Here is a 19,222-nt window from a genome sequence, read left to right on the forward strand (position 1 = left end):
GATGTAGGAGGCGACTCCGATCGGACCGCCTCCTATCAAGAGTGGCCGGGGCGTTCGCTTACACGGGCGGGCTGGCTCTCGCCAGCACGACTGACCCAGGCCCGGACGCGTCCCGGTGGTCGGACGCTTCGCGCTCGCTGGCGGCAGGGCGTAATAGCCGTTTCGGCTGATTGCGTCGTACCACTCCCAATGCTGGAATCGAGCTTGCTGCAGGCGCAATATGGCCAGCGCCTATTGCGCCCCGCGGACGGTCTTTCCCAAGGTGATTTCGGGCCTGCGCAGACCCATCGCAATCCAGGCGGCGATCAGCTTCAACATGAACTTGCCGGAGTGACCACGATAATTCGGCAAGTCATCGGCAAGCTCGACGCCGGCGCGCCGCTCTTTCGTCATGAGCCGCATTTCAAGCGGCGGCGCGCCTGTCGGAAACCGGTTCCGGTACATCGACAGCCAGTGCCCTTTGGTTACGTCGAGGAACATTGCCGAATTGCAGCACGTGGCAACGACCCGCCGGGTCGGGGAATCCGGCTTGAGCCGATGCTCTTCGAGATACTCCTGCCCCATCACGCATTGCACTCGATCCTTTCGATACAGGATGTAGGCTGATCCACTGTCGGAATCGAGCACGGACGGCGCGGAAGCCATCTCCTCGAACCGGCGTCCGGCTTCTTGGCAGCTCGTGCAATAGCAGGAGGCGGTCAGAATCGGCGGGCCAACGGCCTCGAATTTCACCTTGCCGCATTGGCATGCCGCGGAAAGGTGCTTGTGCTGCTTCTGGTTCACTGCGACTTCCCATTCCTGGATCACATTTAGAAGGCTATGTTGGCAGTGGTGCGAAATGTCTGCAACGGGTCCAAAAACGGAAGTGACCCTGCTTCCTCGGCAAGTCCGTTCTACCCTCAGGAGCAGACGTCGTCAGACCACCCGGGCACGTGTGAAAAGTGCCAACAGCGGAAATCGACGATGCAAACCAGATAGACGAGGCCCAAAAGACCGCGCCTTTGAATCTGGCAATCCAATCGCCACTGGGTAGCTGAACCTGAAGCCATGATCCATCCGAGGACCCGACGCCGCCGGGTCGCGGTCGTAGATTCTACTACGGTCGGGCCCTTACGTTGAGACTTCACAATCCTTCGAGCATAATCATCACGTCGGTCGCGGCGCTTCGGCGCAATGCGATGAGCGGTTGGTATTCCGGTGCCCGGTACCAATTTTTGATCGATGCAATATCGGGAAATTCGATGATAACCACCCGATTGGGTCTCCAATCCCCCTCCAGTATTTCGTGTGAACCCGCCTTTGTGAGATAGCGGCCGCCGAAGCGCTCGACCATCGGCACTACCTTTGCAAGGTAGTCGTCAAACAACGCAACATTAGAGATTATGTGTTCGCCAATGTAATAAGCGGGCATGTGCGTTCCATTTGCCAAAAGCAGACTTCAAACAACTCGACGTTAAGTTCAGCCCCTCATCATTCCGGCAAGCCCGCCTTACGCAGGCCATCCTCTAGCCTTGCGAGGTCGCCAGGTCGACGAAACGGTTGCCATTCTTTGACAGTGGAAACTCGCATTGCGGGGGCGATTTCGCGCAGGCGCGCCATTGCTGCTTGCGCTTCGCTATCTCGACCCGCGAGCGCTCTGGACGCCGCTAGATCGCGTATTGCGGGGAGATAATTCGCCCGCTCCCGCAGTGCCTTTTCGGCCCACAACGACGCCTCGTCATAACGACCAGCAATGAAATGAGCGAGTGCGACCGCGCCCAGGGTTCGGAAACTCATTGGATCGAGCGGGCTCAAGCGCATGGCATCGGTCACATGCTTGATGGCCATTTCCGGTTCGCCGAGAAAGGCCTTTGTCCATCCGCTGTTAATCAAAGCTCCAGCGTGATTGGGATTGAGCGCGAGCGCTCGATCAAGAATGGCTGACCCGTTATCGAGATCGTGCGCAACAAAGACGAGCGCATAACCTGCACCTGATAGTGCCGTGGCGTCATCCGCCCCCAAATCCACCGCCCGACGGGCGAGCCGTGCCGCTTCGGCGATCTCTTGAGCAGGGTCGGCCATCCACCTATTCGCCTTCCGCAAGACGAAACACCAAGCAGCCATGCCGTATGCCGACGCAAACCCAGGGTCCAACTCGAAGGCCCTGTAAAATAGCCGAAGTGCCTCGTCGCTGGATTCCTTGGTCCATTGATGAAGGCTAGCCATGCCGCGCAGATAATGGTCGTATGCATCGAGACTCTCGGTCGGCTTGCGCTTGGCGCGTTCAATCTCGACCTGTTCCAGCTTCGGCGCGATTGCACCCACCACGCGCGTTGTGACTTGGTCTTGTAGATCGAAAATGTCGTTTAACTCACCGTCATAGTGTTCCGCCCAAATATGATTGCCGGTTGCCGCGTCGACTAGCTGGGCGGTGATCCGCACGCGGTTGCCACTCTTGCGAACACTACCTTCGAGCACATAGCGAACGCCGAGTTCGCGTGCGACGCGCTTTACGTCGACTGCTTTACCTTTGTAGATGAACGACGAATTCCGGGCGATGACGAAGAACCAGCGCAGCTTCGATAGAGCCGTGATGATGTCTTCGGTGATGCCGTCGGCGAAATACTCCTGCTCGGCATCGCCGCTCATATTGGCGAACGGAAGCACGGCGAGGGACGGCCGATCGGAGACCGTCCGCTCCATCATCTTGCCAGCGACAGTCGCCGATTTGCCTGGCGCAACTTGCTCGGCCAATTGAACGCGGTGAACGCCGACCGGACGTGCGATGTTTTTGACCGCCTGTTCTCCCAAGTCCTCAAAACCAAAGCTGAGCTTGTCGCGTACTTGATCATGCACGACGCCCGAAACCATGATGCCGCCGGGATCGGCCAGCGCCTCCAGACGCGCCGCCACATTGACTCCGTCTCCGAAAATGTCATCGCCATCGAAAATGATGTCGCCGACATTGATGCCGATGCGGAATTCGATGCGCTCGTCCGACGGAACCCCGGCGTTACGCTCGGCCATGCCACGCTGGATATCGACCGCACAACGGACGGCGTCGACCACGCTCACGAATTCCACGAGCATTCCATCGCCCGTCGTTTTGACGATTCGGCCGCGATGTTCGGTGATCTTAGGATCGACGAGTTCCTTACGGTGCGCCTTGAGCTGGCGCAGCGTGCCTTCCTCGTCGGCGCCCATCAGCCGGCTATAGCCGGCAATGTCGCCGGCGAAAATCGCGGCCAGCCTGCGGTCCACTTGGTCGTTGGGCATATGATGGCTCCGGCGAGCCTGCATTGCTCGGAAAGATAGCATAGAGAGACCTCGAACGTCAGTATCGATATCGCCAATCGGTGCCCTTCGCGACGAGATAAGCGGCTTGTGGAGAGTGAGTTCAGGGGGGACGAATCGCGGCATTCCCGCATTGGGTCTAAAACGGAAGTGACCCAGCTTCCTTGGCAAGTCCGTTCTAACCTCAGAAGCAGACGTCGTCAGACCACCCGGGCATGTCCGAAAAGTGCCATCAACGGAAGTCGACACTTCTTACCAAGCATACCGGACCACACCCTTGCCGGCGTAAGAGCGGGTGACGTCGGAGAACTCGCCCTCGAAGGTCGCCGCCGCCGACCAGCCGTTGCGCCATTTCAGTTCGGCGGACGCGGTGGTCAGTGCCGAGTCGCTCGCTTGTGCCGCGCCGTTGACGACGAAGGATGCGCCGGGCAGCGTCTGGAAGGTGGCGGCAATCGAGCGATCGGGGTCGTAATCATGCGCCCAGGCAAGACGTCCGCGCAGGGTCAGGATGGCGTCTTGCATCGCGTATGATTTGTCGGTGCGGATACCGAGTTCGGTGCGCGTGTCTGTCACGCTCTTCGAGCCGTAAGCAAGGGCGAACGTATTGGCGCCCGACAAAGCCTGCTCGGCATAGGCCGGCAGATCGAAGGTGGTGAACTGTCCGGCGGCATAGGGCGTGACGCCCATCCACGGTGTGACAAAGCGATAGCCGCCTTCGGCGCGGCCGGAGAAGGCGTTGGCGTCGAACTCCGCGCGCAGTTGATCGACGCCCGCGATGGTCACGGTGCGGTCGGTGGTGATGTCCTGCCAGCCATAGGCAAGTGCAGCGGAGATATAGGCCGGGCCGACGGTGTGGCGAATGAAGGCCCCGGCCTGGAACAGGTCGGAACGGCCGGTTCCGCCATTGGCGACGCTGAAATTGGTGCCGCCGCCGGCCAGCGCAAACCCCGCAATCGTAAACGGCGAGATGCGATAGTCGGCTCCAACAGCCGTGCCATAGACGCTGCTGGTCGCCGTGTTGGAGCCGAGCGCGATACTGCCGTCAGTGGTTTGCGATCCACCGTAGCCCGCGGTCCAAACGCTCCAGCTCGGACTGAATGGCGCGACCTTCGCCGGCGCCTTGCGATAGATCGCGGCGTAAGCATCGCTCTCGCTTTGGCTGCGCCCCGAATCTTTCGCCGCATAGGCATTCGCGGCATCGAATTCTTCTGCGAACGGCGTCATGTCCGAACCGGTAGTTGCCCCGTCGCCGCGGCCGCCGATGAACGGGTCGGTCATTACGCCCATGAACATGTTCATCGCATCGAACGTGGTCTGCTGCGACCCGGTCGCAATCTCGCCGGAGGCCTGCGTCAGGGCGGCTGGCGTCAGCGCACCGAATACGATCGGAATGCCGCCGGTCGCATTGAAGAAATTGGTCAGCGCGTTGCCGACATTCTGCTGGTTGCCGTTGAGGCCCCCCGGTATCCCGAAATTCAGCGCCAGATTGAGATACGCATCATGGGTGTCATAGCTCAAATTGGTGTGGAAGTTGGACGGCAGATTGGTATTGACGACCGCAGGATTGAACGTGCCGCTGACCGTGCCGGTCGCCTGGACGAGGGTATATTGCTTTGAGACATAGGATCCGGCCGCGAAGATTGCGCCGACCGTGGCGCCCCCGAGATAAGCGGTGCCCGTGACATTGGCAAAGGAGGCCGGTGCCGGATTGATCTGTACCAGAAATAACGCGCCGGACTGCAAGGCAAGACTGCCGGTCACCGTCATTGACGAGCCCGGCGCGCCGTTACCGGGTGCGAACGTGCCGCCGTTGACGGCGAGATTTTGCACGGAGCCGATGCCGCTCAGCCAGCCATCAGCCATCGCGTAGGCACCGGTGATGGCGCCGTTATCTATCATCGAATTGGTCGTGATCGTTCCCAGGTTGTTGATGGTGGCGCCGGCGTTGTTGACGATCGCATTCGCACTCAGCGTCCGGCCCGCGGCGTTCACGATGCCCGCCCCCGCGGTCGAATTGTTGGTCAACGTGGTAATGCCGGTGAAACTGCCGGCGGCGACAATAAGCTGCGCCGTGCCGTTGTTGGTGAACGTGTTGTTGCCGGCGAGCGTACCGTCAACGGTAAATGTACCGGCGCCGTTATTGGCAATTATGCCATCGACCTGACCCGCAGCAGTCACTGTTCCAGTGTTGGTAAGACCGCCATTGACAATGCTCGTCGCAACATCGGTGTTTAGCGTCCCTGCGTTCGACACCGCCGAGTTCAGCGAACTCAGCGTGCCCGAGTTGCCGATCGTGGCGCCGGCGCTGTTGACGACGGAATTCGCGCTCAGCGTCCGGCCCGTGGCGATCGCGATGCCCGCCGCCGCAGTCGAATTGTTGGACAGCGTGGTGATGCCGGTGAAATCGCCGCCGGTCACGTTCAACCGCGCTGTGCCGTTGTTGGTGAACGTGTCATTGCCGGCCAGCGCGGCGGTGACGGTGAAAATGCCGGCGCCGTGGTTGAGGATTGCGCCGCCAACCGTTCCCAGAGCGTTCGCTGTCGCCGAGTTGGTGAGGCCGCCGGAGATTGTTCCCGTCGTGGTCAGCGTCCCGCCGTTGATGAAACCCGTCGTCGTGGTCCAGGTTCCGGAGTTGACCAGGGCGCCGGCGTCATTGTCGGCGTTGCCGATCCAGGTGCCGCTGTTATTGATCGCGCCCGCGTGGCTATTCGCATTGCTGGTGAGATTGCCGGTCCAGTTTCCTGAATTCGTGACGGTGCCGGTGGATTCGTTGGCCAGGTCTGAATTGTAGTTCGCACCGGCATTGTTGGTCACGGCACCGTAGTTTGCCAGGTTAAGGGCATTGATCGTTCCGCTGTTGCCGATCGTGCCGGTCGCATTGTTGGTGATTCCGTTTACCATCGAAGTCAGGGTCGCACCGTTGGCTACGGCAAGCGCGCCATTGTTCGTCACCAGTCCTGTCGAAGTGTAGGTGCCGGCGTTCACATTCAGATTGGCGCCATTCGCATTGGTAAATGTGCTGTTGCCAGTGAGATCGCCGGTCGCGTTGAAAGTGCCGCCGGCATTGTTTGCGATGGAGCCGTTGACCTGACCTTGCGCGTTGACCGTCGCGGTATTTGTCAGACCTCCGTTGATCGCGCTGGTCGACGTATTGGTGTTGAGGGTCCCGCCGCTGACCGTCGCGCCGCCGTTAATCGTGCCGGTGTTGGTCATTGTGCCAGCCGTATTGGACAATCCGCCGCCGAGCGTCCCGCCGTTGCCTGCCGTGCCGGAGTTGGTCAGCAGGCCAGAAACCATCCCCGGAGAGTTGTTATTGAAGGTACCGGAGCTCGTGACCGTGCCAGTCCAGGTCCCGGTGTTGGCGATCATGCCGGTATTGGCCTGAACGTTGCCCACCCACGTACCGGCGTTGGATATCCCGGTCGCATTGCTGGCGTTGGTGATGACATTGCCGGTCCAGGTGCCGGTCGCGCTGTTGGCAATCGTGCCGGTGTTGGTGGCGACATCCGCGTTATAAGTGAGGTTATTGGTGACGGTGCCCGCGTTGTTGAGGACATCGTCGATCCGGCCGTTGTTAACAATGGTCGCGCCCAAATTGTTGGTGATGCCGCCGGCAGTCGCGATCAGGGTGCCCCCGGCATTGACCTGGATAGCACCAGAGTTGGTGAGCAACTGATCGATCGTGTACGTCCCCGTATTATTTACGGTCAGCGTCGCTGTTGACAGCACGGTAAAGGCGTTCGTGACGTGAAGCGTTCCGCCGTTGACGGTCGTATTGCCTTGATAGGAGAGCGTACCCGACAACGTCTCCGTGCCGGTCGTCAACGTCAGCCCGCCGCTGCCGGCGATCGCACCGCTGTAGGTCGAACTCGCGTTCGACAATGTCAGCGTGTTGGCCCCCAGCGTCACCGTGCCATTGCCCGACAGCGTCTGGATCGACACGCCAGCACTGGCTGCGGAGATGTCAAAGGTGCCAAAATTGTTGCTGACGCCGCTCGATGTCGCGATCGAGCCATTACCCGAAAGCGCCAGCGTGCCGCCGATGATCGTGGTTGCGCCGGTATAGGTGTTAGTGCCGGATAGCGTCTCCGTGCCAGTCGTCAACGTCAGCCCGCCGCTGCCGCCGATCGCACCGCTGAAGGTCGAACTCCCGTTCGACAATGTCAGCGTGTTGGCGCCCAGCGTCACCTTGCCAGTGCCCGACAGCGTCTTGATCAACACGCCCGTGCCGGCTGCGGAGATGTCAAAGGTGCCATTGTCGGCGACGCCGCTTGATGCCGCGATCGAGCCACTACCGGAAAGCGCCAGCGTGCCGCCATTGATCGAGGTCGCGCCGGCATAGGTGTTCGCGCCCGACAGCGTCAGCGTGCCGGCGCCGGACTTGGTCAGCGGCCCGCCGGTGAGCGCCTGGGAGACGGTGAAATTGTTGGCCGCATCGTCAATATCGAAACCGCCGCCGCCGGCGCCCCAGGTGATGGTCCGCGCGGTGGAGTTGAATGTCGTCCCGGTCACCTGCAAGGCGCCGCCGTTGAAAGTAAGCCCGCCTGTCGTGTTGCCCAGATTGCCGTCGGAGGAAACGCTGACCGTTCCCGCCGCAATGGTCGTACCGCCGGTGTAGGTGCTGGCGCCGGTGAGGATCGTCGTTCCGTTTTCGACGATCACTGAGCCATCCCCCGTAATCGGCGATCCAAAGACGTAGTTGTTGGACGTATGATTGAAGACAACGGTGCGGCCGACGACGCCAGGGCCGAAAGAAACCCCGAGACTCGTGGTTAGGGTTCCGGGGGCCACGGGAATGGCAGTGGCCCCCCCGATGGTGAGTGTACCGCCATCAATTAGTATCATCCCGGTCGAAACCGTAGCGCCAGTGCTGATGACAAGTGCGCCCGAACCGGTGAAGGCTCCGACTTGGATCAAATCCGAGGAAACCGTAGCGCCATTGCCGACGAGCAGAGTTCCGGAGGCCCCCAAACCAACCGAAAGTCTGCCCGTATTGGTCCAGGTCGAACCAACGCCGTCGACCGTTGCGACAGCGTCCCCGCCCAAAAAACCGCCAATGAGGGCGGTTCCTGCACCGGTGTCGCCCGGGCCATTGGTAACCAGCGTGCCGCCGCCTGTAACGAACAACAAACCAGTGCCACGCTGTCCAACGATCAGGTCCTTCACCTGCCATTTCGAGCCAGATCCGGTCACTGTGACCGTGCCGTTTGAACCTGGGTTTTGCCCAATGGTGCTGTAACCGCTTCCAAGGACCCCGCCATTCTGGATGGTCAGGGATCCTCCTTGGTTAACGCCGACTGTCAAATCGCCGGACTGGGTACCTGGCCCTTCCACGACCGGGTTCGGGCCGCCACCTGCACCTGAAATTGAATCGATTGAGGTGGTGGTACTTCCCGTCGGAACGCCTGTCGACCAGTTGCCGGCGCTGAACCAGTCAGACGAGGCAGCGCCAGTCCAGGAATCGTCTGCGTGAACCGGTGACGCCGAGAGTGCGGCAATAATTCCGGCAATCGCGGTGGTGCCAAGAAGCCCCGTGCGTCGAGTTTTCCCCCCATTCGGCTTTGTACCAGCGCCGGATGACCGATTGGGCTTGCACGACTTCGCCATCTCAAAAGCTGCAATTTCGACCATAAACGCTCTCGGATGGCTCAATCAGTGGGCCACGACAGGAAGGCGTCTGCCTGCGCGACTTGAGTCTGCTGTTTCTCATTCGGGGGTAATTGACCGCCGCTGGCAACACAACGGGTCTAACGTGAAAACCCCTGCGCATGATACTTTTGACTTCAGCAGTCAAATCATCTGAACTGCGGAGGCAAGTGTGGGGACCGCCGCGGAAGCGCTTCCACGCCGCGCTGGACGATTTGCTCCGATCGAATCAGAGCCCAATTGAAAGAAATCGATGGTCACCATGACGGCTGCGATTCCCGGTTTTCACTTTGACACGAACGATTTTCCGGAAAGCCAGCGTTTTGAGATTTGGCGCTCAGGAATCACGACGCATCAGGTTACGCGCACCGAACCTCCCGGCGCCCCGTTCAATGCGGTGGTGGACGCCTGGACTCTCGGGGATATGGTGATGACCCATTCCGACATCGGTGCCGCCAAGATGGTGCGGACGAAAGAGATGGCGCAGCAGGATGGCCGCGACTGGATCCTGGTTCTTCTCCTGAAATCCGGCACCATGAGCTTTGCGGTAGACGATGGGGCGAAGAAACAAACGATTCGGCAAGGCGAAGTGGCTGTCTTTGACACCATCCGCGACTTTGCATCAGATGGCTCTGCGATGGACAGCGTCACCTGCGCAATTTCCAGGCGAGCTTTTGCGCAAATAACATCCCCGCTTCACCATGGTCTGATCGTTGAGGGGGCGTGGGGGCGTCTTTTGGCCGACTACTTGCTCTCGTTTCTGCGGCAGCTGCCGGAAATGGATGCCGGCGACGCATCAAGCCTCACCGGGGCCTTTGTCGGAGTGCTCGCGGCGGCACTTCGGGCCGCGCAGCCAACCGGCGATGCACCAGTCAGCAAGACGATCGCGACCGCCCGCCATCGCGTGGAATCGCACATCGACCAGAATCTGACCTCCGGCCAACTCACTTCCGAACAGATCTGCGAAAAGCTCGCCCTTTCCCCATCAAGCTTGTATCGGGCGTTCGCCCACGCCGGAGGGATCACAGCCTATATTCGCAAAAGGCGGCTCGAGGTCATTCATGCCTTGCTGAACACAACGACCGATGGCCTTTCGATTGGCGCGATCGCGCGTCAGTACGGCTTTGTCAGTGCCGCGCATTTCAGCAGGGCGTTTCGAAAACAGTTCGGCTTCAGTCCTCGCGCCGCGCGCCTCGGATCAGTCCTTGTCCGGCCGCCCGCAAGGGATGCCGATGAGGCCGCAGTGTTTCGTCATTGGGAAGAACAGCTGCGTTGAAGCCTGCTCCGGCTATCGAGCTTCAAATCTGAGCTTATCGATCATATCAAGCATGATGAAGGCTGTAACACGCGAAGTCCGTTCTGGGTCAATCGCGTCATTTCGATCGTGGTTCGGCCACTTCCGGTCTGCCCCTATGAACGGACATAGTCAGGCCGCTCCAGCATGTCGGAAAAGTGCCACAAGCTGACTCCGCCCTGTCGCCGACCCCTGGGAGCTGCCATCGTTGCGCCGGCGGAGAAGATCAGTCTAGAGGGAGGCGGATCATGTCTGCAGCACTGTCTAACAGCGAGGCGGAGCGACTGCGCGCCTTCGAACGCCAGGGCCATGATGCTTTAGCAACGAGCTATCACGCATTTTTTGCAGCGGTGACGGCCCTTGCCACTAGCCCACTCCTGGACGCGGTGCATCTGCGCCCAGGTATAGGTTTGCTGGACGTCGCGACCGGGCCGGGCGCTCTTGCAGCCGAAGCCGCAAATCGGGGGGCGCGTCCGGTCGGCATCGACTTGTCGCCGCAGATGATAGAACTGGCGCGGCGACTGCACCCCGCCATCGATTTTCGTGAAGCTGACGTAGAACGTCTCCCATTTGCTGATGATACGTTCGATGCAGTTGTCTGCGCTTTCGGCCTCGGGCATTTTCCCCGGCCAGAAGTTGCTGTCGCAGAGTGTGTTCGGACCTTGTTACCCGGGGGACGCGTTGCATTTTCTTGGTGGGATGATCCGTCGCGCCAGCGAATCCAAGGTATTTTCCGGGATGCTATTGCCGAGATTGGCGTATCGATGCCGCCGGACGTGCCACAGGGCCACGATGTGTACCGTTTCTCCAACACAGGAGAGTTCCTCCGGCTGCTAAAGGGGGCCGGACTCACCGAAGTAACAGTCATTGAGCACGCCACGATCTATTCCGTCTCCGACACGGACACTCTTTGGCGAGGTGGCTTGGGTAGCCTCGTTTTGACCGGCGCTGCGATCCGGCAGCAAGATAAGCCAACTCAGGACCTGATCCGATCCGCGTTCGAGCGTCGCGCCAGCATCTACAGATCACCCGATGGGCTGAGATTGCCGGTCGCATTCAAAATAGGCTCTGGCCGACAGCCGACTTGAATGGCGCGACAACCTCGAGGTCCGGACTGGGTCAAACTCGGACCTCTGCGCGCGCAACCGCTAGGTCCGCTCTGCCCACGATTTATCGACGGCGCAAGCTGCTTGAGCAATTCCAGCCATTTCGCGACGATCGAATACTCATAAAGCGCGAAGCCGGTGATGTTGCCACCGGGTCGCGCCAAACTTGCGACGAATCCACCGCCGACCGGATCGCTGACCTGAACGAACACAATCGGTATCGTTTGAGTTGCCTGTTTCAGCCGCTCCAAGGCGGGCGTGGCCGCGGCGACGATAACATCTGGATTCGGGCCGACGAGCTCCACCGCATAGGCGCCCAGGCGCTCGGCATCGCCGCCGCCCCAGCGAACATCGATCCTTACATTGCGGCCATCATTCCATCCGAGCTTCTCAAGGCCGTCTCGCAGGGCCGACATCCTGCGCTGCGCGTCGGGATCGCTCTCCAATGGCGCTATCAGCACGCCGACCCGCCGCATCCGCTCGGGCTGCTGCGCGCGCGCGGCGAGCGGCCAGGCGACCGCCGAGCCGCCAAGTGTAGCTAAAAATCTTCGCCGTCCGATGAAGCTTGCCATGTGACCCTCCGCTTGGGGGTCATGCCCATGCAATGCAGGGGAGGATATCACGCATTACCGAAGGACGAACGATGCCTTTGCGCTGCGAAAGGCTGGAGCCGCCCATTTCTCAGATGGGTCAATCGCGTCATTTCGACCGTGGTTCGGCCGCTTCCGGTCTGCCCCTAGGAACGGACATAGTCAGACCGCCCCGGCATGTCGGAGAAGTGCCACAACCCAACTCATGCAATGCAGCAAACAGCACCCTCACTCGACCCCTCGTCGATATAAGATCACTCATTGCCACCCCCGTCATCAGTGAGCGCTGAGTGCATGGCGTAGACGGCAATTGCCGCTATGAGACCCGTAACAAAGAGCCCGAAAAAGCCAATTCCGATCGCAAGTGCGCGCGTCAACGCCTGCCTCGGGACGAGATCACCGTAACCAATCGTGAGGCCGGTAATGAAAGTGAAATAGACCGCATCCCCGAGAGACCAGCCCTCAACAAAACCAGTCAGCAAGCCCAGGGCAAGCTGAATTGCTAGAATTGCCGACAACACCGGCCACGTGACGTGAATGGCATGGCCGAGCGCCACGAAAAAGCGCCGCCGCAGCGTTTTCGGTGCCGGCCGGTTCATGTCGCGACGACCTCCGTAAACGGAGCGCTGCAGAAGTGGTGCGGCAAGCAAAATGCGGCTATGCCTCCGTTGGGTCAATCGCGTCGTTTCGACCGTGGTTCGGCCACTTCTGATCTGCGCCTATGAACGGACATAGTCAGACCGCCCCGGCATGTCGGAAAAGTGCCAATACCGGAAGTCGCAACTTATTCAACCACGCGCATAAACACGACCTCGACGCTACACTCTAGCGGTTACCAGGTGGGCGGCTATCGGAAAGGCCAGCTCAGTATTGCTCGTGTATTTGCCCAAGGCATTCCTAACGTCGGTGATCAGCGCATCGCGCGCCAGAATTTCCAAGGTACGTTGGCTGTGAGGGCACTATAATTCGATGCAAAGAAGTCAGCTATGGGTCAATCGCGCAGTTCTGACTGTGTGCCGATCACTTCCGGTCTACCCCGGAAAGCAGGTCGATTCTGCGGCGCATGACCTCATAGCACTCGCATGCCGCTGCTTCGAGCCGCGGTCTGTCTATCTCGATCACGCCCCGCTGATTAGATCGGATAGCACGCGACATCCGGAGCTTGCGCACAACGTGCGTCACCGTCGTTCGTCGTACGCCAAGCAACTCCGAAAGCACCTCTTGCGTCAGTGGCAGGAAGTCGCCGTCAACTCGATCGTGGATGTGGAGCAACCACCGGGCCATGCGGGCCTCGACGGAGTGCAGCGCATTGCAGGCCGCCACATGCTGGAATTGCGCCAAAATCGCCCTGGTGTGGGTCTGGACCGTCTGTCTGATGGCGGCACTGCGGCTGAGGGCCGAAAAAAATCGTGCTGGAGAGATTTGCAATGAGGTGCCGGCGACGCATACGACCGCCGTCATCGGAGAGGGGAAGGGTCCGAGCGCTGGCAGGATGCCCACGGCTCCCTCATTCCCGATGACCGCCGTTGCAACCGTTTGTCCGTTCGGCATGTCCAGCATGAACGAGATCGTCCCGCTGCGGGGGAAATAGATCTGTTCAATTTGGTCTCCCGATCGTACGAGCACTGCGTCGCGTTCAAGCGATGCTTTCCGGAGGTGAGGCGCGAGCAAATCAAAATCCGCTGGCGGCAACGCAGCTAACAGTCGATTACCTATCCTGGTAGTGTGCTCCATAACGGGGAAGATCCTTCCCTCGACGGACGCGCGGCTCTCTGCAGAATAGTCCATCTAGCCGCCATGGGCGCTACAGTGTGTTTTTCGATGTTAGAGCTGACCTTGCATGGGTCGCCCGCTCTATGTCTGGCGGCGGATGTTGTAGTCCTGCCATTGCACACCAGACACCGACATAGGCAGCATGCAATGACCTGTCTTCAACACTATCCTTGAAGTTCGGGTAATCGATTTGATCAACCATGAGGGCCAGAGCTTGCTTCACCGCATCGCGTGGTATCACCGCCCGATAGAGATAATCCGTCCCGGTGTTTCTGGTGACCTTGGCTGAAGGAAACACCTTCTCGATGTCTCCATTGCGCCGGGCCCGTACAAGCAACTCAGTCGGGCCACAGTCCTTGCTGACGATGGACAGAAAGCAGTCGGAGTGCATTATCCACATAATTTCCCCTCCATGGTTTTGCTGATGTATGCAGCCACCAGCCGTTTTGCAAATCGGTGTTTGCGTGGCGGCGGGGTCGCCACCATCGGCAGCCCTCTAAAGTTCGGGCTGCGCAAGCGGCACGTCCGCTTCACCCCCCCAAGAACGGACTTCGTTGGTCAGATCGGTCAAGTCCGAAAAGTGCCACAAGCCGACATGTGCACCCTCATGCCGCCAACTCGTCGAGCAGGGTCTTCGCCTGCTTCAGGTCCGGCGTGTCGAAACCCTCGGTGAACCAGCCGTAGACTGGAGCGAGAAGTTCTCGGACCTGATCCCGCTTCCCTTGATCGCACCACAGCCGCGCCATGCTCATGGAAGCTGTGCAGCTCCCAGGACTTCGCCTGCTGTGCACGTGCGACGGCGCTGTCCTTACCGGTGATCTCAGCTCTTCGTGACGGCCACGCAGTCGATCTCGATATCGAACGGACCGGTCCACTCCGGGACGCAGAAGAAGATTCGGGCAGGCGGGTTCTTGGGGAAGTAGCGTTTGTAGATCTCGTTGAAGGTCTTGAAGCGCTCGGCGGATATGCAGAGCACGTTGCACTTCAGCACGTGATCGAGGTCCGACCCCGCCGCCTCCAGCGCTGTCTTCATTTGTTCGAGGATGCGCTCGGCCTGGCGCTCGAACGGGGCATGCTGCAGGAGTTCGCCGGTGTCCGGGTCGAAGGGCGGCATGCCGGACATGAACACCATGTTCCCAGCTCGGGTGCAGACCGAGACGGGAGCGCCCCATTTCTCAAAATTGGTGCTGAACGGTTCGACGCGGATGATCTCTCGTTCCATGGCTTTCCTCCTTTAAGGTCGCTTCAGATGACCAATTCGACTACTACATCGTTTGCACGAGGGCTGTGTTGTGCGTCACAGCAATTTGACCGCCAATGTCGCTGATGGGTCAAACTCCGACCTCGGGCCACATCCGAGCGAGGTCCGTTCATCCCCTCATAGCGGACATGCGACGACTACGGTGGCAGGTCCGCTTGGTGCCACAAGCAGACATCAGTTCGATTTTGACGGTGAGGACTCTAGGACGTTGTAAGCCTGTCGCGTAAAGCTTGACTGAGGCGGCTGTGCCGGACGCCATTTAGTTCGTGCGGTGCGGAGGCTTCTTCTTTCGATGCTGTGTCGGCTGCGTTGCCTTTGGAGGCTGCGGAGGTTGCGGCCAGTAGGCACAGCCGAAGCTACAGCCACAGCCGGCACCGCATCCGGCGGCCAGCCTTAGTTTTTGGAAGAGCGGTGATGGTCCAGCATTTTCCTTGTCGAAGACATAGAACGTCGCCAAACTGACGTCGGAGATCTCCTCCTCACCATGAAAGATTTCGTGCTTCTGCGAGGGCGGTGATGTATTCGCCGACGCTTCGCTAGTTGAGGCGCACGCACCGCTTGCCATCGAGAGAGACATGCCGGCAAACCCTAAGGCGGGTAAGGCTTTGCTCCGACGCTTGCCTATGGAAGAGCGCTTCGGCATGGCACAATTCTCCCACGTGCTTGGGCATACTGAACTAAACTGGCGTGATGAAATCCGACCGAGCTAGTTCCAGTAAAGACCAATGATGGCGGTGGAGGCTATGCCGACCCCGGCGGCGGTCAAGCCTTTGGCCAAGCGGGAAGCCGACTTCAGCGACGATAGATGACGGCCTTGATCCGATCTAGCTAAGTAGCCCCGTCCCGACCGAGTGTCCGCTTCGGGTCCAGGCTGTGTGAAAACGTGCACGCGCGGAGAACTCGCAGAATTGTTTTCTCTCTTTTCTTCTTCCGACGGTGACTGGCAGATCGCCTCTTCTCTTATTGAACGCAATCGAGACTAACTTTCTACGCGCAAGTTCGACGTCGGAGTTTTCACACAGCCTGGGTCAAAAACGGAAGTGACCCTGCTTCCTTGGCAAGTCCGTTCTAACCTCAGAAGCAGACGTCGTCAGACCACCCGGGCATGTCCGAAAAGTGCCAGAAGGCGATATCCCCGCGTCGTCGGCCATGTCCGCTAGGGCCATCGGTGCTTTGATCTATATCAACATACACGCACAATTAGCTTGCACTTTGATGGCTTCATCAAGTGTGCAAAAACGATGCGTCACTTTTGCAGTTTGGTTGCGTACACTTTTTTAACGCTTGCGGCCTGGACAGCTATGGGCAATCCACTGCAAGCAGGTACTGGCACCGTGCGCGTTCTCTTCGGCACGGCGGGGATTGTCGTGGGCGTTGGCCATGGCAAAGGCACGCTAACATTCCAAGGGAAAACGTATTCGTTTGAGGTTTCCGGTGCGAGCTTTGGCGCGACGCTGACGCAAACTGCCAGTGAGTTAGAAGGGCGGGCGCTGAACTTAAATACCCCCGAGGATCTCGCCGGCAACTATATCGCGGTCGGAGCCGGTGGGGCCATTGTGGGAGGAGCAGGCGTCGCGCGGTTGCGTAATGCGAAAGGGGTTATCTTGGTGGTTCGCGGCCCCAAATTGGGTGTGGGGCTCTCGGTCAATTTGGCTCGTGTCACGATAACAATGATGTGACAGCATTTGCTGTTGTTGCTGGTCCGGAGGACCCATGCATGACACTCGATCCGATCCACCAGTTCGAAATCAAAAACCTTTTCAAGATCGGCCAGATCGGCGATCAGGCCATCTACTTCACAAATTCCTCAGCCTACATGCTGCTCACGGTAGCGGTGATTTGCTTACTGACTGTTCGCGGCATGAAAGGCCGACAATTGGTTCCCGGGCGCTACCAGTCGATGGCCGAGTTGAGCTACGTGTTCGTGGCCAATATGATCCGCTCCACCGCCGGCGAGGATGGCATGAAGTTCTTCGCGCTGGTGTACTCGCTGTTCATGTTCGTTTTGGTCTCGAACCTGATAGGCATCATTCCTTCCACCTTCACCGTCGCAAGCCACATCATCGTCACGGCCGCGTTCGCGCTGCTCGTGTTCTTCACGGTGCTGGCCTACAGCTTCTACAAAAATGGGCTAAAATTCTTCAAGATTTTCGTGCCCCGGGCGTTCCGATCTACATCCTGCCGCTGGTTGTCGCGATCGAAATCATCTCCTTCCTGTCGCGGCCGCTCTCGCACAGCGTCCGTCTGTTCGCCAACATGCTGGCGGGTCATATCACGCTCAAGATATTCGCCGGCTTCGTCGCCCTGCTTGGCACCTCGCTCGGCGCGATTGGTTGGATTGGCGGCATTGTGCCGCTGGCGCTGACCGTCGCGCTCACCGCGCTCGAACTGCTGGTCGCGTTTCTGCAAGCCTACGTGTTGCGGTCCTGAACTGCATCTACCTCAACGACGCCCTTCATGCGGGACACTAAGTGGACCCGGAGAGCAAGGGATCGATTCCGCGATTTCTAGCAGCAAATGTCAATCGCTTGCTTGCTTAGGGACAGCGAACTCGGACTGGAGTCGCCTCAGCGCGGCGTAAGGCTTCACGCCGAAGTTCCACATGTCCGGCTCGGGTCAATTGCGTCACTTTGACCGCGCGCCGCTCACTTCCGGTCTTCCGCGATTAGCAGACATTCTCGGGGGCATTTGGCAAGTCTCAAAAGTGCCAATGGGAGAAGTTCCGGGTTAGCGGATAAGGCTGCCAGCCTGAGGCGACCGTGCCTGTAACTTCTTTCCGCCAGCAGGCCAACGTTGATCTACGTCAACGCTGCCACGGGAATTCCGTGACGCATCTCTTATGAGACATGTTGTGGGAGGCGCGCATGCCAGACGAGGCCACAAGTGCAATCGAAGCCGGAATACGGTCCGCGTTCACTGCATACTCCAGAGACGATGACCCCGACTGGAGGAGCGCTACTTGGGTCAAGCCCGAAGAATGCTCCCATTTGGCGATGAGCATTCTAAAGGAATTGGCTGCTAGGGGCTTTGAGATCGTCAGAAGGCGTAAGGCGGCCTTACTGCGCGAATATGATCGTGGTGGCGATGACAATCGGAGCCATTCCCCACGCATAAGAATGCTTCCGGCAGGAGGTAAGGATGCGGATCGCAGTCTTTGGAGCAAAGAATTACGAACGCAGATTGCTCGATGAGCTTAATCCTCGTCATAAGCATGAGATCGTCTATTTTGAGCCGCTGCTTGGTCCCGACACAGCAGTATTGGCAGCAGGATCTCCGGCGGTCGCCGTCTTCGTGAATGACCAAGTCGATGCCGACGTCATCAAGCAGCTCGCTGCTGGTGGCACCAAGCTAGTGACGACCCGCTCGACCGGCTACAATCAGATAGACCTCGCGGCCGCAAAGAAGAGTGGCATCAAGGTTACGCGAGTTACCAATTATTCTCCCAATTCGGTGGCCGAGCATGCGGTGGCGCTCCTTCTCGCGCTCAACCGCAAAATTCCCCGGGCCTATAACCGGACGCGCGACGGCAATTTCGAGCTCGACGGCCTCATGGGTTTCGACCTCGTCAACCGGACAGTGGCTGTGCTTGGAACTGGGAAGATCGGCACCATCTTTGGTCGGATCATGAATGGGTTCGGTTGCAAGGTGCTGGGCTATGATGCCCACCGCTCGCCTGAATTCGAGAAGATTGGCCGCTATGCCGGGGTGGAGGAAATTCAGGCGGATGCGGACGTCATCTCCCTCCATGTTCCGCTCACTTCGCAAACTAAGCATGTCGTCAATGCCAGGACGATAGCCAAGGTGAAGAAAGGCGCACTCCTGATCAACACAAGTCGCGGCGGTCTGGTCGATACCGAAGCGGCGATTGAGGGACTCAAATCCGGTCAGCTCGGCGGGATGGCGATCGACGTTTACGAAAACGAAGCCAGTCTTTTCTTCCAGGATTTGTCGGGCTCCATCATCGAGGATGATGTGATCCAGCGCCTCGTTTCCTTCCCGAACGTAATCCTCACGGCCCATCAGGCCTTCTTTACGCGCGAAGCGCTGGAAGAGATCATGAACACGACGCTTGCCAACGTCTCGGATTTTGCCGCTGGCCTGCCGCTCAAGAACGAAGTCAAGGAGCCGTGACCGTGAAAGCATTCCTCGTGATCGCGTCCGAAAAGCCGCGACCGCCACTGAAAGGATTTCCACGCGTCGCGGAAGGCTGCACGGTATGACCGCTTTGGGTCCAAAAACGGAAGCGACCCTGCTTCCTCGGCAAGTCCGTTCTAACCTC

Annotated in this window: 15 protein-coding genes and 1 pseudogene; 5 read left to right on the forward strand and 11 right to left on the reverse strand. The window is 59.2% G+C overall.

From position 1 onward, the window contains the following. Nucleotides 1-231: 231 nt before the first annotated feature. The 4 genes from B5527_RS05845 to B5527_RS05860 form a co-directional block, all read right to left on the reverse strand. Nucleotides 232-783, reverse strand: coding sequence for a GFA family protein (locus B5527_RS05845; protein WP_197689274.1), 552 nt, complete (start codon nucleotides 781-783; stop codon nucleotides 232-234). 340 nt (nucleotides 784-1,123) lie between these two features. Beyond that, entirely contained in the window at nucleotides 1,124-1,411 is a 288-nt protein-coding gene (locus B5527_RS05850) for a DUF1330 domain-containing protein (RefSeq protein WP_079600446.1), read from the reverse strand. Between the two features lie 59 nt (nucleotides 1,412-1,470). Beyond that, the gene (locus tag B5527_RS05855; RefSeq protein ID WP_154072044.1) at nucleotides 1,471-3,255 is read right to left on the reverse strand and encodes an adenylate/guanylate cyclase domain-containing protein; all 1,785 of its coding nucleotides are present in this window, start codon (nucleotides 3,253-3,255) and stop codon (nucleotides 1,471-1,473) included. 270 nt (nucleotides 3,256-3,525) lie between these two features. Continuing rightward, nucleotides 3,526-8,439 carry a beta strand repeat-containing protein gene (locus B5527_RS05860; protein ID WP_172842488.1) on the reverse strand — a complete coding sequence of 1,638 codons (4,914 nt, stop codon included), beginning with the start codon at nucleotides 8,437-8,439 and terminating at the stop codon, nucleotides 3,526-3,528. Nucleotides 8,440-9,172: 733 nt separating this feature from the next. On the opposite strand from B5527_RS05860, the gene B5527_RS05865 reads away from it, so the two are divergent. Both B5527_RS05865 and B5527_RS05870 read left to right on the forward strand, forming a co-directional pair. Then, nucleotides 9,173-10,195, forward strand: a complete 1,023-nt coding sequence (locus B5527_RS05865) for a helix-turn-helix domain-containing protein (RefSeq protein WP_079600449.1) — start codon at nucleotides 9,173-9,175, stop codon at nucleotides 10,193-10,195. A gap of 266 nt (nucleotides 10,196-10,461) precedes the next feature. Further along, nucleotides 10,462-11,301 carry a class I SAM-dependent methyltransferase gene (locus tag B5527_RS05870; RefSeq protein WP_079600450.1) on the forward strand — a complete coding sequence of 280 codons (840 nt, stop codon included), beginning with the start codon at nucleotides 10,462-10,464 and terminating at the stop codon, nucleotides 11,299-11,301. Here the strand turns inward: B5527_RS05870 and B5527_RS05875 are convergent. From B5527_RS05875 to B5527_RS43495, 7 genes are all read right to left on the reverse strand, one after another. Next, nucleotides 11,232-11,891 carry an ABC transporter substrate-binding protein gene (locus B5527_RS05875; RefSeq protein WP_079600451.1) on the reverse strand — a complete coding sequence of 220 codons (660 nt, stop codon included), beginning with the start codon at nucleotides 11,889-11,891 and terminating at the stop codon, nucleotides 11,232-11,234. The genes B5527_RS05870 and B5527_RS05875 overlap by 70 nt on opposite strands. Nucleotides 11,892-12,163: 272 nt before the next feature. Next, nucleotides 12,164-12,508: a potassium channel family protein gene (locus B5527_RS05880; RefSeq protein ID WP_245332513.1), complete on the reverse strand. Its 345-nt coding sequence runs from the start codon at nucleotides 12,506-12,508 to the stop codon at nucleotides 12,164-12,166. 421 nt (nucleotides 12,509-12,929) lie between these two features. Continuing rightward, nucleotides 12,930-13,697 (reverse strand): Crp/Fnr family transcriptional regulator, encoded by a 768-nt coding sequence (locus B5527_RS05885; protein WP_245332514.1) that lies wholly within the window; start codon nucleotides 13,695-13,697, stop codon nucleotides 12,930-12,932. 16 nt (nucleotides 13,698-13,713) lie between these two features. Continuing rightward, nucleotides 13,714-14,082 (reverse strand): hypothetical protein, encoded by a 369-nt coding sequence (locus tag B5527_RS05890; RefSeq protein WP_197689275.1) that lies wholly within the window; start codon nucleotides 14,080-14,082, stop codon nucleotides 13,714-13,716. A gap of 205 nt (nucleotides 14,083-14,287) precedes the next feature. Beyond that, nucleotides 14,288-14,434 (reverse strand): hypothetical protein, encoded by a 147-nt coding sequence (locus tag B5527_RS43490; protein ID WP_154072045.1) that lies wholly within the window; start codon nucleotides 14,432-14,434, stop codon nucleotides 14,288-14,290. 68 nt (nucleotides 14,435-14,502) lie between these two features. Further along, on the reverse strand, nucleotides 14,503-14,904 hold the full coding sequence (locus tag B5527_RS05895) for a RidA family protein (protein ID WP_079600452.1): 402 nt from the start codon (nucleotides 14,902-14,904) through the stop codon (nucleotides 14,503-14,505). 298 nt (nucleotides 14,905-15,202) lie between these two features. After that, a complete protein-coding gene (locus tag B5527_RS43495; protein ID WP_154072046.1) occupies nucleotides 15,203-15,586 on the reverse strand; it encodes a hypothetical protein in 384 nt (127 codons plus the stop codon). Nucleotides 15,587-16,148: 562 nt separating this feature from the next. Between B5527_RS43495 and B5527_RS05900 the strand changes: the two genes are divergently transcribed. The 3 genes and pseudogenes from B5527_RS05900 (at nucleotide 16,149) to B5527_RS05915 (ending at nucleotide 19,074) form a co-directional block, all read left to right on the forward strand. Then, on the forward strand, nucleotides 16,149-16,622 hold the full coding sequence (locus B5527_RS05900; protein WP_245332515.1) for a hypothetical protein: 474 nt from the start codon (nucleotides 16,149-16,151) through the stop codon (nucleotides 16,620-16,622). Between the two features lie 38 nt (nucleotides 16,623-16,660). Further along, nucleotides 16,661-17,414: pseudogene (locus B5527_RS05905) on the forward strand (F0F1 ATP synthase subunit A). A gap of 667 nt (nucleotides 17,415-18,081) precedes the next feature. Further along, on the forward strand, nucleotides 18,082-19,074 hold the full coding sequence (locus B5527_RS05915; RefSeq protein WP_079600453.1) for a 2-hydroxyacid dehydrogenase: 993 nt from the start codon (nucleotides 18,082-18,084) through the stop codon (nucleotides 19,072-19,074). Nucleotides 19,075-19,222 lie beyond the last annotated feature (148 nt).

Source organism: Bradyrhizobium erythrophlei, assembly GCF_900129425.1.
Classification (GTDB): Bacteria; Pseudomonadota; Alphaproteobacteria; order Rhizobiales; family Xanthobacteraceae; genus Bradyrhizobium; species Bradyrhizobium erythrophlei_C.

Coding starts and splice junctions, on each gene's coding strand:
- B5527_RS05880 (WP_245332513.1), bottom strand. CDS start 12,508: ATGAACCGGCCGGCACCGAAAACGCTGCGGCGGCGCTTTTTCGTGGCG.
- B5527_RS05865 (WP_079600449.1), top strand. CDS start 9,173: ATGGTCACCATGACGGCTGCGATTCCCGGTTTTCACTTTGACACGAAC.
- B5527_RS05885 (WP_245332514.1), bottom strand. CDS start 13,697: ATGGACTATTCTGCAGAGAGCCGCGCGTCCGTCGAGGGAAGGATCTTC.
- B5527_RS43490 (WP_154072045.1), bottom strand. CDS start 14,434: ATGAGCATGGCGCGGCTGTGGTGCGATCAAGGGAAGCGGGATCAGGTC.
- B5527_RS05915 (WP_079600453.1), top strand. CDS start 18,082: ATGCGGATCGCAGTCTTTGGAGCAAAGAATTACGAACGCAGATTGCTC.
- B5527_RS05850 (WP_079600446.1), bottom strand. CDS start 1,411: ATGCCCGCTTATTACATTGGCGAACACATAATCTCTAATGTTGCGTTG.
- B5527_RS05895 (WP_079600452.1), bottom strand. CDS start 14,904: ATGGAACGAGAGATCATCCGCGTCGAACCGTTCAGCACCAATTTTGAG.
- B5527_RS43495 (WP_154072046.1), bottom strand. CDS start 15,586: ATGCCGAAGCGCTCTTCCATAGGCAAGCGTCGGAGCAAAGCCTTACCC.
- B5527_RS05875 (WP_079600451.1), bottom strand. CDS start 11,891: ATGGCAAGCTTCATCGGACGGCGAAGATTTTTAGCTACACTTGGCGGC.
- B5527_RS05890 (WP_197689275.1), bottom strand. CDS start 14,082: ATGTGGATAATGCACTCCGACTGCTTTCTGTCCATCGTCAGCAAGGAC.
- B5527_RS05855 (WP_154072044.1), bottom strand. CDS start 3,255: ATGCCCAACGACCAAGTGGACCGCAGGCTGGCCGCGATTTTCGCCGGC.
- B5527_RS05870 (WP_079600450.1), top strand. CDS start 10,462: ATGTCTGCAGCACTGTCTAACAGCGAGGCGGAGCGACTGCGCGCCTTC.